The sequence below is a fragment of the Metabacillus lacus genome (assembly GCF_009674805.1).
Lineage (GTDB): Bacteria > Bacillota > Bacilli > Bacillales > Bacillaceae > Metabacillus_C > Metabacillus_C lacus.
Genome location: NZ_WKKI01000064.1, coordinates 1 through 15,368 on the forward strand (window position 1 = coordinate 1; position 15,368 = coordinate 15,368).

At 44.8% G+C, this 15,368-nt stretch carries 13 protein-coding genes and 1 pseudogene; 1 reads left to right on the forward strand and 13 read right to left on the reverse strand.

What is annotated here, in order from left to right:
- The 4 genes from GJU40_RS21430 to GJU40_RS18870 all read right to left on the reverse strand — a co-directional run.
- Window positions 1–150, reverse strand: a 150-nt coding sequence (locus GJU40_RS21430) for a helix-turn-helix domain-containing protein (protein WP_343031628.1), incomplete at its 3' end; no start/stop codon positions are given.
- Between the two features lie 32 nt (window positions 151–182).
- A complete protein-coding gene (locus GJU40_RS21605; protein ID WP_425481242.1) occupies window positions 183–401 on the reverse strand; it encodes a riboflavin kinase in 219 nt (72 codons plus the stop codon).
- The gene (locus GJU40_RS18865; RefSeq protein ID WP_154309604.1) at window positions 358–924 is read right to left on the reverse strand and encodes an NADPH-dependent FMN reductase; all 567 of its coding nucleotides are present in this window, start codon (window positions 922–924) and stop codon (window positions 358–360) included. The genes GJU40_RS21605 and GJU40_RS18865 overlap by 44 nt, the downstream gene beginning before the upstream one ends.
- A 15-nt stretch (window positions 925–939) precedes the next feature.
- A complete protein-coding gene (locus GJU40_RS18870; protein ID WP_154309605.1) occupies window positions 940–1,995 on the reverse strand; it encodes an LLM class flavin-dependent oxidoreductase in 1,056 nt (351 codons plus the stop codon).
- Between the two features lie 159 nt (window positions 1,996–2,154).
- Here GJU40_RS18870 and GJU40_RS18875 point away from each other — a divergent pair, with 159 nt between their 5' ends.
- The gene (locus GJU40_RS18875; protein WP_154309606.1) at window positions 2,155–2,511 is read left to right on the forward strand and encodes a winged helix-turn-helix transcriptional regulator; all 357 of its coding nucleotides are present in this window, start codon (window positions 2,155–2,157) and stop codon (window positions 2,509–2,511) included.
- Window positions 2,512–2,540: 29 nt separating this feature from the next.
- On the opposite strand, the gene GJU40_RS18880 is transcribed toward GJU40_RS18875, so the two are convergent.
- The 9 genes and pseudogenes from GJU40_RS18880 to GJU40_RS18920 all read right to left on the reverse strand — a co-directional run.
- Window positions 2,541–3,449 (reverse strand): alpha/beta fold hydrolase, encoded by a 909-nt coding sequence (locus GJU40_RS18880; protein WP_154309607.1) that lies wholly within the window; start codon window positions 3,447–3,449, stop codon window positions 2,541–2,543.
- 307 nt (window positions 3,450–3,756) lie between these two features.
- Window positions 3,757–4,341 carry a cupin domain-containing protein gene (locus GJU40_RS18885; RefSeq protein WP_154309613.1) on the reverse strand — a complete coding sequence of 195 codons (585 nt, stop codon included), beginning with the start codon at window positions 4,339–4,341 and terminating at the stop codon, window positions 3,757–3,759.
- 160 nt (window positions 4,342–4,501) lie between these two features.
- Window positions 4,502–5,821 (reverse strand): TIGR02679 family protein, encoded by a 1,320-nt coding sequence (locus tag GJU40_RS18890; protein WP_343031627.1) that lies wholly within the window; start codon window positions 5,819–5,821, stop codon window positions 4,502–4,504.
- Window positions 5,814–9,923, reverse strand: a complete 4,110-nt coding sequence (locus tag GJU40_RS18895) for a TIGR02680 family protein (protein ID WP_154309608.1) — start codon at window positions 9,921–9,923, stop codon at window positions 5,814–5,816. Before GJU40_RS18895 ends, GJU40_RS18890 begins: the two co-directional genes overlap by 8 nt.
- Window positions 9,920–11,083 carry a TIGR02678 family protein gene (locus GJU40_RS18900; protein WP_154309609.1) on the reverse strand — a complete coding sequence of 388 codons (1,164 nt, stop codon included), beginning with the start codon at window positions 11,081–11,083 and terminating at the stop codon, window positions 9,920–9,922. The genes GJU40_RS18895 and GJU40_RS18900 overlap by 4 nt, the downstream gene beginning before the upstream one ends.
- Before the next feature lie 5 nt (window positions 11,084–11,088).
- Window positions 11,089–12,576, reverse strand: coding sequence for a TIGR02677 family protein (locus tag GJU40_RS18905; protein WP_154309610.1), 1,488 nt, complete (start codon window positions 12,574–12,576; stop codon window positions 11,089–11,091).
- A 670-nt stretch (window positions 12,577–13,246) separates the two neighbouring features.
- Complete coding sequence (locus tag GJU40_RS18910; protein WP_154309611.1) at window positions 13,247–14,044, reverse strand: SDR family NAD(P)-dependent oxidoreductase; 798 nt, start codon at window positions 14,042–14,044, stop codon at window positions 13,247–13,249.
- Between the two features lie 298 nt (window positions 14,045–14,342).
- Window positions 14,343–14,810 carry an SDR family NAD(P)-dependent oxidoreductase gene (locus tag GJU40_RS18915; protein ID WP_246188435.1) on the reverse strand — a complete coding sequence of 156 codons (468 nt, stop codon included), beginning with the start codon at window positions 14,808–14,810 and terminating at the stop codon, window positions 14,343–14,345.
- 143 nt (window positions 14,811–14,953) lie between these two features.
- Window positions 14,954–15,289: pseudogene (locus GJU40_RS18920) on the reverse strand (DUF1801 domain-containing protein); the annotation flags it as partial.
- Window positions 15,290–15,368 lie beyond the last annotated feature (79 nt).

A 15,368-nucleotide genomic window follows, 5' to 3' on the forward strand; every position in this document is an offset into this window, starting at 1 on the left:
CGTCTTATTGATTAACTCCATTTGTTTTTGATTAGGGTAGATACGAAACTTAAACGCCTTTTTAACTAACATGATTTCACCTCGCTTTATAGGAACGCACGTTCTAATTTTACCATGACAGTGAGTGTTTTGGCTATCGCCAACCGCCATTCATCTCCCCCTTATCGCTGAGCTAAATCTCATCACGCGCTTGAAGAGGGAGTCTTCTGTCGGATAAAGATAAAATTCAAAAATGCAAGAGTAACAGTTTTGCCGTACAAATTCCCCGAATAGTTCAGCAGATGTGCTTCTATGAGACAGCCTGTTCCATTAACAGCCGGCGTATCTTGGAAAGAACAAACTATAATGTTTTCTAATTTAAAAATCGTACTTGGCTTCTTCCTCTTCCTTAATTCTCTTATAAGCCCCCGTCAAAACAATCGTATCTTCCGCTAAGCGTCCTATTCTGAACAGCACATCATCGTTGATAATTTTCTTTTGCAAAAAATCGCTTTCTTCAATAAAAACATATGTTTGAACAATTTGCGCTTTCATGTAGGACAGAATCGGCTTTAGCTGCTGCTCGGGTATCAGGTAATGCTTGGCTGATCCAGCTGTCACCAGCATGCTGACTACTTTATCCCGCAGCGCGTTCACAGGCAGCAGGTCGAAAATGTTTTTCAAAGTAGCTGGTATGGACGCTTGAAACACAGGTGTTCCAATGATAATTGCGTCAGCTTCCATTAATGTTTTTGTGACATATCCGGTATCGCCGTTATAATCCAGATAATTTCGCCCGTCGCTGAACTGGACTTCATATTCTGCAAGATCAATCAGCGTCACATCGTACTGGGGATATTTTTCTTTCAGGGCTTTTACGGTGTAATTCATTGCCGTTCTTGTTTTGCTTCCAACTTTAGAGCCTGATAAACAGACGATTTTCATGAGCGTTCCCTCCTATTACTTTGCCGTGTATTTTTTGACAGCGGGCAGTATTTCTGTCCCGATCAGTTCAATGTTTTTCTGAAGTCGTTGAAATGGTACTCCGCCAAAATCAATTTGCGCAATATAGCGCTGATGTCCAAATACTTCATGCTGATATAGTATTTTTTCTATGATTTGCTGGGGACTTCCTATATTCATGACATGATGAGGATCTGTACCTTCTGCAAACAGCTGCTTCGGAAAGCCTTGTCCGTTTGTTTTTTTCATCCCCTCATTTATGTGTGGATACATATCCCTTAATGCCTGCTGAGAGGTTTCGGCTGCATAGAAAAAGCCCGCTGTTGCTACAGGCAGCTCCGCCGAATCAAAACCTGCACTGGAAGCAGCCTCGCGGTAAGCATCAACTGTGCGCTTGAAGGATGTGACCGGACCGCCTAAATGCGCCATAAACATAGGTACGCCTGCATAGCCTGCTTTCACGGCACTTGCCGGTGATCCGCCAACAGCCCGCCATATTGGCATTTTTCCTTCCTTAGGTCGCGGAAGAACTTTTGCATTTCTTAACGGAGCCCGAAATTCCCCGCTCCAATTTACAATCTTTTCGTCATTTATTTTTCGGAGCAGTTCAAACTTTTCCTCATATAGTTCTTCATAGTTGCTAAGATTATAGCCAAGCAGCTCAAACAATCCGACCCTTGAAGCCCTTCCTGCAATGATTTCCGCCCGGCCTCTGGAAATCAGGTCAAGGGTTGCGAAATCCTCATACACGCGAACGGGATCAGAAGTGCTGATAATTGTAGAAGAGCTTGCAATTTTAATATTTTTAGTCGCCTGAGCAATTGCCGACAGGACAACAGTGTGTGCCTGTGTGGCAAAATAGTCCTGATGGCTTTCTCCCACGCTGAAAAAGTCCAAACCTGCCTGATCTGCCAGCTTCGCATATTCAATAATTTCGTGAACTCTATCCTCAGCTGATATTCTATCGCCTGTTACCGGATTAGGCAGGTGATCGCCCAATGTGTAAATTCCAAACTCTAGTCCTTTACTCTCGTTTATTCTGTATTCTTTCATCTCTGTCCCGCCTTTCTGAGATTTTTATTCTTTTGCTGAAATAACAGCAGATATATAGAAATAGTTTATAGATATCATTATGGAGGAAGGGAGATAACAATGTAAGTACGCACTTACATGTGGTATAGTATCAAAAAAGATACTATGGGAGGTTTTACAATGAATATAGAACCGGAACTATGCAAAGTAGAGGATGCCCTGGGAATTTTAATAGGAAAATGGAAGCCGATTATTCTGCTTCAGCTCCTGAAGCACGGAACACAGCGGTTTGGCGAGCTCAGCAGGCATCTGCCGGGAATCACTCAAAGAATGCTGACCAAGCAGCTGCGGGAACTGGAGGAAGAAGACATTATCCGTCGCGTCGTATACCCTCAGGTTCCCCCAAAAGTAGAATACTCAATAACTGAGTATGGAAAAAGTTTAGAACCTATTTTAAATGCCATGCATGAATGGGGAACAATGCATACACTGCACAAGCAGGAAAAGCTTCGTAATAGTGCTGACAGCCAAGAATAGAAAAAAGCTTCTCAGAAATGCAAGAAGCTTTATGGAAAGTGAAGATTTTCAGCCATCTCAAGGATAAAGTTTACTACGAGCTCCGGCTGATCCAGGTGAATATAATGGCCGGCATTTTTCACAACAATGTGTTTGCCCTGCTCTGACAGGGCTGCTGTCTGGTCCTGCAGATTCTGCCAATCCGGATATTCTTCATGTTCCGCTGACAGAATATAAAGAGGAATGTCAGCATATCCCTCCTTCTGGGAAACTAGCACCTGTTCTCTTGAAGTGTTCATCATATGTTCCAGTTCGCTCATTTGGCTGTTGTTGTAAAAATGCCGGTGGAAGAAATGCTCAGAGGCAGGATCGCTCGCAAAGTATTCATGAAGCGGCAGCATATTCATTGCTCCCATTACCCTGCCGGCACCGGCTTCCTTCAGTCCTCTGATCAAGTAGCTTTCAAGCTTTGAAAAGCCCCCCTCCTGATTCACATGAGAAGGATCAATCAGGAACAGCCCGGCAGTATCACCCTTATATTTATGGGCAAAAACTTGCGATGAAAATCCACCAAATGAATGTCCCACCAACAGGAACGGACCCTTTTCGCCAGCATTTTTCAGCAGTGCGTACAGATCATCTGCAATTTGCTCTGCTGTTCTTTTATTAGGAGCTGAGTCGCTCCAGCCGTATCCTGCACGGTCATAGGAAATTACTCTGGTGTGATTAGAAAGCTTACTTTGAATCTGCTGCCAGTCTTTATACGATGAAGGTGTGCCCAGACCCGATTCCAACACAATAACTGGCATGTTGTTCCTTACTTCTCCTGAAGCGTACAAGTGAAGCCGATAATCACCAATATTTACAAGCTTCCCTGGCAGGGGATAATTGCCGGCCTCCACCCTTACCGCAATCTGCTGATAAGCTGTTCCCAGGATCAGCAGAATTCCTGCAGTCACAATCAACCATTTGCAAACTGTAAAAAATCTTTGGAAATAACGCTAATTCCCTTTACCACTCTTTATTACAGACTTTTCCATTCTCACCGCCCCTTTTCACCATCATTATAATATGGTAATAGTTTACAGAGGCGTGTTTTTGAAAAAGTTTTGATGGTTCATTTTCTATAACTCGCTCTTTAGATTGATTAGATATGTTTGCGAACAAAAAAAGAAACTTCTCAAATGGTACGATAATGAGAAGTTTTTTTTATGCACTATATGGCCGCTGATTTTCAAAGCATTCATACTGTCCGGCTGCTATCTTTCAAAGGTAGGTACGCTGCACCGTAGCATATTGGTATCTGCTGTGACCGTGAAATTCTTCTGCAGCAAGAGCATCCGCTTTTGTAGCATGAACGGTACCAAACGGATGGTTAGGGGGAGCATAGATTGAATAAAGCTTCAGCGGCCCATTTCCCGTGTTGGTTAGGTTGTGCCATGTTCCTGCAGGAATGACGATGGCAAAGTCATCAAACACTTCCTTTTGGAATGTCAGCTGATTTTTGGTTTTACCCATTTTCACAATTCCCTGTCCTTGTTCCACACGCAGAAATTGGTCAACCTCCGGATGCATTTCCAAGCCAATATCTTCGCCCGGATTCAAACTCATTAATGTAATTTGAAAATGTTTGCCCGTCCATAGTGCAGTACGAAAAGTTTTATTCAGCTTGGTGGCCTCGTTGATGTTAATCACGAGCGGGTTGGGGCCATAATCTCTTACCACACCCGCTGGGCGAGGAACAGCCTTTGTGCTGCAATGGCAGCCTGCTCTATGCTGATATCCGCCGGTGGCGTATCTCTGCTCACTTACCCCATAAGGATATGAATATAAATAAGGATGATGAAACATATTATCAAACCTTTCCCAATTGATCACCATATCTTATGCGGGCGGTAGCTAAAGGTACGTGGGTGGGACGCAGGGACGGGTTCCCTGTCCCTGCGTCACACCGGCACAAAAAGCTTCGCATAAACACTGAATATTTATGTGAAGCTTTATTTAGTACTTCCTAGAATTGGGATGAGGGGGATAGCGGGACGATGTACCCGTCCCCTTGTCCCTCAATGTCCTGCACAAGCTCAGCAATTAGAGCCTCCTGATAGCCTGCTTTCTTCCTGATCTTCATAATCTCAGCAATTTCTTTTAATTCAGGCGAAGTCAGAGCTGCAAGCTTTGAAAGCCTTCCTGAAATGTCTTCTTCAGATATAGAGCTTATATAAGACGACTTATCCATCCTCCAAAAAGAAACACGATCTTGGTAGCGGTCTTTTAATCGCTGTGCCATGAGAAGTCCTTCCGGATCCAAATCTCCTGAGTATCTCAGAGTGAAGCCTGATTGGACAATGAGATCAAGCATTACCCAGCTGGCTGTCCGAAATTGCCCGTGCGTACAGACAACAGGCGCAGCCGCAGCATAGTCCAGGATCGTAGAGCATACACCAGAGTTTTCAACTACCCACACAACTTCTCCATGAACAGGCCAAATTTTCTTCAGTTTTACCAGTTCCTTGATCGGTACATTTAACACGCTATCTGTTTCTGCCGCCGCTTTCCAGACTGGATGTGCACCTGAGTCGCTTTCAGCTAGAAAACCGCGGCAAGTTACAAAGCTCCATAAATCGTCACGCATAAGCATGTATTGACCGAGAAGTTCATTTACTTCTTCGGAGGTTTTCGGCATGCCCTCCGTTCGATTTCCCTTTAAATACTGATCAACATACAGGCAATGCAGCAAAAGTTTCCCAGAAACCCCGCCAATGTCAAAATAATGGGGATTTCCCGTCATTCTCTGCGAAAATAACGGGAGCCTTTCAAATTGCCTGGCGGAAGGCAGCTGCCGGTATGCATTGTAAACTGATACCAGCTCCTCCCGCAGAGAATCGGAAGCCTCTCTATATAAGCTCCAAATCCATCTTGTGTCAGTGGATTTCGCTTGAATCCATTCCCACCACCAACGGCCACCTGGATAATCATTAATTAATGATTGAAAAAAATCATTTTCCTGCTTCTGATACATGTCGCTTTCCTCACGTCTGGTGATGATTGATTCACCCAAAACTTCTTCAAGCAGCCCTACCAGCGTGTAATCGGAAAAAATGTTAGTTTTCATCGCTTTTTCATAGTCTGTGAGGGAAACCCGGCCCTTCACCAATAGCTTATCAGCAGAAGCACCGAGAAATCCAGCAATGGACTCAGTCTCTGCTTGCGAAAATCCGCTGATGCTGACCGTTCCTCCCACTCGTCCGATGGAACGGTATTTATCTTTAAATAATGTAAATAGCTTTAGGATGCCAGGTTCTTTCCGCAGCATCTCTACTTTGTCAGTCACTTGCTACCAGCTCCCTGGCTGTTTCTTCATCCAACACGAGCGATCGCTGTTTACCGTCCCACTGATAGCGAATAACTGTAACGAAGTCAGCATTTTTCTGGCGGACCAGCTCACAGATTGACAGACTCGAAATGGAATCATAATCGCCCCATAATGCCTGGGAGTTCATGATATAGCTGAAGCCAAGTTGCTCGACCACTTCAAACATGTCACGAATATTGTTCTCATCGACACCGGCAAAGGCTTCATCTAGTGAAATGATATACGGGGCCATTTTCCCTGCTTCCTTGTAGCGCGAATAAGCCGCCGTAAACAAAGGGATATACATGGCCATCGCTTTTTCTCCTCCACTGAATTTGAAAAAGGCATTATTGGTCAGTTCCCGCTTCGGCTCATTTACTCTTCTAAATGACAGTACAAAAGTAAACCATTTTCGGTAATCAAGGACTTCCTTCAGCACCTGATGCAGCGTGGATCCTTCATTCCGTATCTGAATCAGCTCTTTTGCTTTTTCGATTCTAGACTGAAAATGTCTTGTAATCCGGTTCAAATCATCTTCATTGAGAAACTTGCTGTTTCGCTGCAAAAGCTGAACAAGTTCTTTCGTATCCAATTCCTGCTCAGACTCGGCTGTCAAAGGCTTCCAGCTGATGGAGAAAAGCAGCCCTGAAGAATTATCGCGGCTCTCCATAATTTTATTCATATCACTGACCCATTTATCAGCCCGCTGAATCCTGTTGCGGAGAATGACGCCGACGGTATTGACGATGATATCTTCGTAAAGCTGACGGTCCTGTTCATCAAGCCAGCCCTTTTGCTCAACCAATTCTTTTTTAAGACAAGCCAGTACGAAATACGGGCTCACCCTTTGTCCCTGGTACTCCATTTGGATGACACGGCGGCCTTTCATTTGCTCCCATTCTCTTTTAAAAGGCTCATAATAATCTCCGCGGTCGATAAAGAACCATTGTGGTACAGGAGACTCCTCGGTAAATTCAAACATGCGGTATTCCGTCAAGTTCAATTGCTCATTTAAAAACACTTTAGTCAGCTGTTCATTCAGCTTGGCCCGGTCGTATGCTGAGACGGCTGCTTCAAGCTGGGAAACAATTGCGTCCGGCTCCACTGCTTCAAGTTCAATAAACCCGCGTGCGCTTTCCTCTTTGACAATTCTCTCCCATTCGGCTGCCATATTGCTCCAGAATTCAAAGCTGATCCGTGCCTCCCTCAGCTTTTCAGCACAATTCTCCCTGGCCGATTTCTGTGCAGGAATCTCTCCCATCACATATTCAAGCGTTTCTTCAGACTCCCTCAGCAGTTCCTGTACTTCACGGATACGAGCTCTGACCTCATCGATTCCTTTAAGTTTGAGCTGCTGTTCAATTGATTCAATTTCCCCTTTTGTCCGGAACAGCCTGGAACTTTTCACATTTTGCTCACCTTTGATTTCGTCCAACTCTGTTTCTCTTTCCTGAACTCGTTCCTCAAGATCGCGGATTTGTTTTCTTGAAAAAAAGCAGGCCTGAGATTCCTTCTGCAGCTGATGCAGATGCTCGACATAAGTATTTACAGCGCCTAGTGCTTTGCTGATTCCTTCCCTCGTCAATGAAAGGTTCAGTGTGCTGCCCTCCTGGTGGATCCGCACTTTAACCTGCTGAAGCTGCCGGTAAATGTCTTTCCACCTGTTATCAAGCTCCTGGAGAACCTCCTGCAGGTGCTTAATCCTTTGCTGATATTCCTGAATTTGCTGCCAAAGCTCTGCAAGGTCCTGATCTGATGGAACCTGCCTCCGCCATGCAGCTGCATGTTCAAGTTCTTCATCTAATTGGATCAGCTGTATCCTAATTTTCTCAAGCTCGCCTTGAAGTAGTTCCAGTTTTAGCCTGGATTCTTCAATTTTTTCCTGCTGATAACGTTTCCTGGAGGAACGGCCGATATATTTTGACGGCCCCTCCTCTGGCGCATGTCCGAGCAGGCAGCCAACCGAATAAGTCCCGTCCGCATCAATATAAAAACCTCCGCCTTCATTTTCAAGGGGAATGCTTCTGAGAACCTCATCCACACGGGTATTGGAAATCGGGCTGCTTTCATCCAGATCGGGATACAAATAATCAGCAAGTGTATGGCCAAGCACGAGCGGTTCTGGCACTATAATTCTGTCATGCTTCGGATTCACCGGTTCTCCGGTTATCAGGCTGTCCAAAAGGCCAATATGTTTTAGTGCGGCCTCCAGCCGCTCTTTTTGCGCATCTGTCACATGGTCATAAAATTCTACTGCTGCGTAAAAAGGAATATGGGCGACAGCTTCCCGGTCAAGCTGTCCGCGAAATTCAACTGTTCCATGAGCACGGTCAGGATTAGGTATTTTTAATGTTTTCCAATGAAGAAGTTCTTTCTCTGCACCGTCTATTTCCAGTTGCTTCATTTCCTTCTTCTCCATGGCAATGGCTCTGTCCGCTTTTACTTTAGCTTCATAATCACTGATGGAAGATAGAAGTTTTCCCCTTATGTCGTCAAACCTGTTCAGTTCATATAATCCTTGTAGAGCGCGCGCGATTTCCTGTTGCTGCTCGTTTGGAAACGCAAGGTTTGGATGCTGCTGAATCCATGTAAACACCTGGTCTTCCAACCGATGCTTTTGTTCAGTAAACCAGGCTTCCGTATGGTCCTGCTCTTTCCTCATTTCGTCAATCTTCTTCTTTTTTTCTGAAGAATCACGCTGCAGACGCTCATGCTCTTCAATCAGCCGTTGTTCCTGATCAGCCAGCTCCTTCAGGCTTGCAAGCAGGTTTTCATGTCCTTTTGCCTCTTTCAACCACACAGAGAAATCAAAGGAATCGTGCTGATGGCGCTCAAAATCATTTACATTCGCCCTATGCTGTTCAAATGCTGATTCACCTGCATCCAGCTGAAGTTCCTCCAGCAGGCTGCTCATTTCCGACTCCTGATGATTCAGCTCCTCTTCCACTTGCTCCCGCTCGCGCAATTCTTTGTTCAAAAGCTTTTTTTTCAGATCCCATTTTGTCTGCAGCGAATCAATTTCACCCTGCAGTGTAACCAAGGCTTCCTGCTTTTTGGCTTTATCCTTCTCCAATTGCCACACTTCGTGGCTTTGAAGCCGATCTTTCTCTCCCTCGGCAATTGCCTTTTGCTGCTGGGAACCCACCTTCTTTTCCTCCAGCTCCCGGAGGTGCAATTGAAGGTTGTGGTCCTCCGCTTCCAGCTCCCCAATCCTATTGCGGGCAGCTTTTAATTTCTTTTCGGAGCTTTGCCACTGTTTGGCCCGTTCAGTTAAAATAAATTGGTTATATAAATGATATTGCCGGACCAGCTTCATACTGGAGTCATGCTCCCTTTCCAGCTGCTCCAGCTGCTGCTGAACCTGATCCATATTTTCGATCGTATCAGACAAATGGCGTAGCTCACCATCTGTTAAAGGTGGCAGCGCCGACTCAAGAATTTCATAAATAACGGTCGGTTTAAAGTCCTTTGACAGCTTCGGGCTTCTAAGCTGAATGAGCAGCTTAATCAGATCTTCATATGCTTCAGTAGATTGAAAGCCGAAAATGTACTTATTAACATGCTCCATGTACTCCCGCTGGGTATGAACGACATAGCCTCCCTGACCAATGCGATTTTCCAGCTCTTTTGCAGATAAAGGGACCCGGTCCCCGCGCTGGTCATGAGCCAGCTGAAAATCATGACCAATTCTGCGGTTGTCTGTGAGCAGGAAATACCAGGATTTAATCCCCTTATGCCGTTTTGCCTGCATCCCAATCCCGGTAGTAACATATTGTTCTTTGCCTTGCTTTTTATATTCAATAAATAGGTAACCTGTCCGTTCATCCCGGTCAACAATCCCTTTTTCGCCTAGCAGATAATCCTCCATCCGGCGGGCTTTGCTGCCAAAAGGGTCCAGCCGGTCGGGCGATTTCTTTCCGTCAAGCAGGACTGGCAGGAAGCTTTGCATCGTAACTGACTTTCCAGACCCGTTTGTCCCCCTCAGCAGCAGCTTCCCATCTGAAAAGCTGAAAACTTCGTCATCGTAATACCAAAAATTCAAAAGTCCGGCCCTGTTCATGACCCATTGATTTTCCTTCATTTCTCTTCTCCTCCTGCATCAAAGTCCCGCGGATACTCGCCTGTTAAAACACCAAGCAGCGGCCTTAGCCGGATCAGTGATGTTTCTTGATCCACTTCAGCCATCATCCAGTTTTTCATGGCATCAACCAGTTCTTCCCGGATGCCGCCTGTTGCTTTTTCACGGAAGTGCTTTGACCATCCAGCTCCGTATTCCCGGCGGAGCTCGTCAATCAGTTTTTCAAGCTCACCCTCTGTCATCAGCAATTCTCCACTTTCATTGGGCAAAAACCGCTCCGGCTGACCGTGAACGTTCTTTGACAGTTGAAGCATAATATCAGTTGAAGCTTTTGCATTAGGATAGATTTGGTGATATTGCTTCGGTTCAGAAATTGACAGGAATGCCGTATTCTTAAAAACATGAAGCTTATAATCGCTGTGTTTTTCAATATCTTCAGCAAGCCTGTTGCGAAAATTACGAATGTATAAGAAATCAGGATCCTGTTGGTCCTTCCGCTGCAGGCCTGGGGAAAAGAACAACTTCCGGTATACTCTTTTCCTCCGCTCATCCTCCTGGCTCAGCTTCCAATCGTCCCTTAGCAGCTCTCGCCAGTTACGGTAAGATGAAAATTCATCCGGGTAGGTTCTCATAAAATAGCGGCTGTATGTGGTAGCTTCATACAGGACTTCTTCTTCTTCATTATGGTCAAAGCGCTGGATATCCCCGTCAATGGTCCGGATCAGCTGAAAATCCATTAAAGTTTTTACCGCCCTGATCAAAGACTTGCGATGGATATACAGTGTCCAATCCAGAGGAAAATCCCCTGGATAGTCACTTTGAATGTCCTGGCAAAGTTCTGACAGCAAAAATTGCTCGTCCACTGCCTTCCCTTCCAAAAAGGATAGCGCACAGCAGAAGATTGCATAATCAAGAGGCTCTTGGAAATCTTGTATCCCCATCCAGCTTTCAGGCTCAGCAGGTATCTTTTCAAGCTTTATAAAATGCTGGTGAACAATGAGGCGCAATCCGAATTTTTCACTCATATATCGTCGCAGCACCTTTTCGCGTTCCCTTATAAGCTGGTACCATTCCGGGTTTTCCGACCGTAAGATCCAGTAATGGTGGAAAAGTACATCCATTCCCTGTACCGCTTTTTCATCAAACAGATCAACCTTTTCCATTTTCTTCACCCTTCCTGCCTGAATTCAAATAGAGCGTCCGGCATGCGCAAATCTCCATCCTCGGCTTTCAGCGTAATCATACGTTCTTTATCCAATTTCACTTTAACCAGTAAGCCATAATCCGTCTTAACTGTGCGGTCCTTCGTCGCCATAGACTTGCCAATCCAGCCGAGCAGGACTTTTCTGATAAATGGTTCTACTGTTGAGAGGGCGGATAGCTGAATTACGCCTTGCTGCATGTATTGCTGGATCAACTGTTTTTCCTGTCTGCGCTCCTCCAGATACATCTCCAACTGCTGTTTTTTCTTCTCTTGATTGGAAACCATTGAACCGGGCTTTGTTTTTTCACGGTAACGCACCGTCCTCGGCTTTATGGTAAGCTCTAAGGGTGCTTCCTCCCATGGATCCGCATGCATATTATCCGTTGTCCCCTCCTCAAGCTGAAGATGCTGAATCGTCATGCTTCCAAATACAACCGCCGAAAGTTTGTGGGCCTCCTCGAGCTTACCGGTTTCGGTAAACCACTTCGCCAAATGCAAATAATCCTTCTTACGGCTGCGAAAATGCTGCTGCCGCTCCCCGACGCGCTGCACATATCGCGTCATCCGGCGAATCATTTCATTTGTCTGCCATAGAAGAACTTCGAGTTCACTCTCCCGAACACCAGACCCTAAAAACCACTGCCTCAAAGAAAACCAGTACTCATTATACTCAAGCGCCCAGTCCTCTGCCGAAGATGACACATCCTCAAGGCGGGGAATGGACTGGCGGTGCTCAATCAGCTTTTGGTAAAGGGGCTGCAGCCTCCCGGGTGTCAGTTCCTCAAGGCGCTGCTGAATTTGCAGGGACGTTTTTTGCAGTGTCACAATAAAATCCCTCAAATAGGTTGTAAACTGATTTTTATAGACTAAAAAAGCCTCGGTCTGCATTCGCTGGTCCGTTTGTTCACTGTTAATATAGGCAATGTAATCTGCTGTACTGGTACGAATGGACTGGAAATAACGAAAAACATCCTCCCAAACCCGCATATATTCTTCAGCCGGCTTAGCCATGCTGTTATCCAGCTCCTTCTCAAGGACAGAAATCGCCTGAAGCAATCGGTCAAACTGGGAACGCTCAAGCGACCCTTGGAATGTATCCCCGATTTTTTCAAGCTGGACCAGCATCCTCTCAATCTCTACCGTATAAGGTGTACATTGATAACGGAACCGTTTTTTCTTATATTCCTCAATCGTTTTCGCACTCGTCATATCCTGGCGAGCTATTAAATTGTTCCATTTAACAAGCTGTGCCAGCTGCTGGTGAAGCTGATCCTCCTCATAATCATAAAAAGCAGGAATCGAGCGCATATATTCCAATAGTTCTTCAGGGGGAATAAAATCCCGCATTCTCTCATGCTGATGGTAAAAATACCTTAAGATTGTCCGGTAATGTGAGGCTGATTCAGCTGTTAAATAACTAGCCTCAATGATTTTTTTCATAGTGGAATCCAAACGCCATCATCCTTCTACTATTCTAATATTTTCTATTTTAAAGTATTGGCATATGGATTTAAATGTTAAAGAGTGGATATAGATTACTTATGGGCTGATGCAGAGGATTATTTGGGCAAAAATTGAAATCATCTCTCTTCAACAGACTAAGAGAATCCCGAGCATGGTTTTGGTAAAATACTTGAAGGGTGGATTTTGGTTGGTTAAACGCAGATATACAGAAGATTTTAATAGATTTCATTAGAGATACAGGTAGGGAAAAGGGTTTAAGCTAAGCTGATACGCCGTCTCTTTAGGCTTGCTATATCACTTTCTTCCTGGGCTGTTTACTCCCAAAAGTCCAGATCCTTTTCGATTGACTCCACACGGTTTAACATTTCCAAGCGGCGGCCTCCCTTCAGGATTTTAGCTCTTCGAGCATATGAATGATTCTGATATTACTTCCTTTAATCTGTGCTGTTGCTTTTCACTTCTTGCTTTTCCCATTTATGATGCTATCATTCAAGGTTTTAATTAAACGTTTGATCAAGAAAAAAACTGAGTCAGGAGCCTTCCCGAAGCGTCCTTACTCAGTTTGCATAGATTTCCAAAAGGAGTTATTTTTTTCCTCTCATATCTATATATAATGTGACAACATAGCGAAAGGGCGTAAACTGACCATCACACCCGCCTACTTCATCACAGATCCTCCCGACAGCAATATTGACTCGCCAATTATATTTGGCGCCGCTTCTGTAAGCAGAAAACAAATTGTATTTGCAACTTCCCAAGGCTCCGTAATTCGGCCGGATGGCAGATCCTCCTCCACCTGGCTTAACTGTTGTTCAAAAGAGATTCCATTTCCTTCTGCTTTCCTGCGGATTGCGTCTTTTGCCATTCTTGTATGAACGAATCCAGGACAAACAGTATTGACAATGACATGATTTCTGGCTCCTTCGACTGCTAGTGACTGAGCAAATCCCCTCAACGCAAACTTACTGGCAGCATAGGCACTATTTCCATGGGTCCCGCGTATCCCTGATAGAGAGGAAACATTCACGATTCTCCCCTTCTGTTTCTCCGCCATTCTTTGATAAACCAATTTTGTCAGCATGACGACAGAGGTAAGATTTGTTTCCATTATATCCGCCAGCTTCTCTTCTTCAAGGTTTTCCAATACGTCGCCGCCAGCAATCCCGGCACAATTAACAAGCCCGGAGATAAAGCCGAGCTGTTCTTGACAAGATTTCACCAACATAACCCGGTCTTCCTCTTTGTTAAGGTCAGCAGCTTTCATATAAATCTTCTCTTTCCCAACTTGAGATGCCAGCTCTTCCGCCAGAGCATTTAGCTTATCTTCATTCCGTCCGGTTATGGAGACAGCAGCTCCTGCAGCTGCAGCTGCCCTTGCTGTTTCAGCTCCAATTTCTCCTGTTGCTCCGGTAACCAGTACATGCATATCCTTAAGTGCATTCTCTGAAAATATCATTGGCTATTCCGCTCCTTTTTTATAGGAACTATACACGTTTTCCTTGTCGGTAAAACTTCGTGGGACGCGGGGACGGGTTCACTGTCCCAGAATTCTGTCTGACCGGAGCTCAGCGAACTACCTTGCTCTTCACTTCATCCTTTAAATCTTAGAGAGAGATTCCCTATATGTTTAAAAGCCTTCGCCCCTATCAGAATGTCTTGGAAGGGACCTGCCCCATCGTTGTTCATCCCGCCCTGACAACACAAAATAGCTTCTCATAAACGGGGAATGTTTATGAGAAGCTTTGCTTGTTTTATTACTTCCTAGTGGGACGAAGGAACTGTCCCCATGTCCCCGTTTTCTTCAGCACAGGAAGCAGCAGCCCTGTTAAGGCAAAGTGCCCCAAGTGATTCGTACCAAACTGAAGTTCAAATCCGTCCTCTGTTGTTGAATAAGGGGGAATCATTACACCAGCGTTATTAATAAGTAAATCGAGTCTGTCATAGGATTGCTGGTAACTCTCCGCAAATGCCTTCACACTCACCAGACTTCCTAAGTTAAGCTCCATTACAGCAAGGTTATCAGCGGCACCTTCAGCTGTTTGTGAAACAATTTGCTTCTTGGCCTCTTCCCCCTTGCTCCTATCCCGCACCGCCAAGATAACTTTAGCACCTTTCTGCACAAGGGCTTTCGCCGTTTCCAGTCCAAGTCCGCTATTCGCGCCCGTTACAATCGCAATCTTGCCGTCAACGCGTTCCATTTGTTCGACTGTCCAATTCGACATAATTCCATCTCCCGTTAGAAGCACGGGGACGGTTCTTGTGCTTCCAATGAAAACATAAGAGCCGTCCTTTTGCTTTTATTCTTTTGAATTACATCATTCTACTTGCTTGCATTTTTGAAATTGTGAGTACATTGGCAAAATTTTTATTCGTTCGGATAACGGTCCTGATAGATTTCTACTGTATGTTTAATTAATTCCTTTAACACGTCGACATTAATATCAGCCAATTTATTTACATAAATACAAGCCTTGCTCGTCGTGTGTTTGCCGAGGCTTTCTAATAACTTCTCTCTTCCTTCACCTTCTTAGGCTAAATAAAGACTAATTTTCGCCTTTCTTGGGGAAAAACCCACTAACGGCGCATCCCCTTCACGTCCCGATGCATATTTATAATGATAGCTGCCAAAGCCTATAATACTAGACCCCCACATCTTTGCGCCGTAACCGGTTACCTCTTCAAAAATCTCCAATAACGTATAGGTGATGCTAGACTAAAAAGTAGACACAGATTGTTATAATATATATATCAACTATAACGAGGTGTGTCGGTATGGCAAA

Bases quoted from the DNA above. Each gene is read 5' to 3' on its own strand.
- GJU40_RS18885 (WP_154309613.1), bottom strand. From the start codon at position 4,341: ATGTTTCATCATCCTTATTTATATTCATATCCTTATGGGGTAAGTGAG.
- GJU40_RS18870 (WP_154309605.1), bottom strand. From the start codon at position 1,995: ATGAAAGAATACAGAATAAACGAGAGTAAAGGACTAGAGTTTGGAATT.
- GJU40_RS18915 (WP_246188435.1), bottom strand. From the start codon at position 14,810: ATGTCGAATTGGACAGTCGAACAAATGGAACGCGTTGACGGCAAGATT.
- GJU40_RS18895 (WP_154309608.1), bottom strand. From the start codon at position 9,923: ATGAAGGAAAATCAATGGGTCATGAACAGGGCCGGACTTTTGAATTTT.
- GJU40_RS18900 (WP_154309609.1), bottom strand. From the start codon at position 11,083: ATGGAAAAGGTTGATCTGTTTGATGAAAAAGCGGTACAGGGAATGGAT.
- GJU40_RS18875 (WP_154309606.1), top strand. From the start codon at position 2,155: ATGAATATAGAACCGGAACTATGCAAAGTAGAGGATGCCCTGGGAATT.
- GJU40_RS18910 (WP_154309611.1), bottom strand. From the start codon at position 14,044: ATGATATTTTCAGAGAATGCACTTAAGGATATGCATGTACTGGTTACC.
- GJU40_RS18865 (WP_154309604.1), bottom strand. From the start codon at position 924: ATGAAAATCGTCTGTTTATCAGGCTCTAAAGTTGGAAGCAAAACAAGA.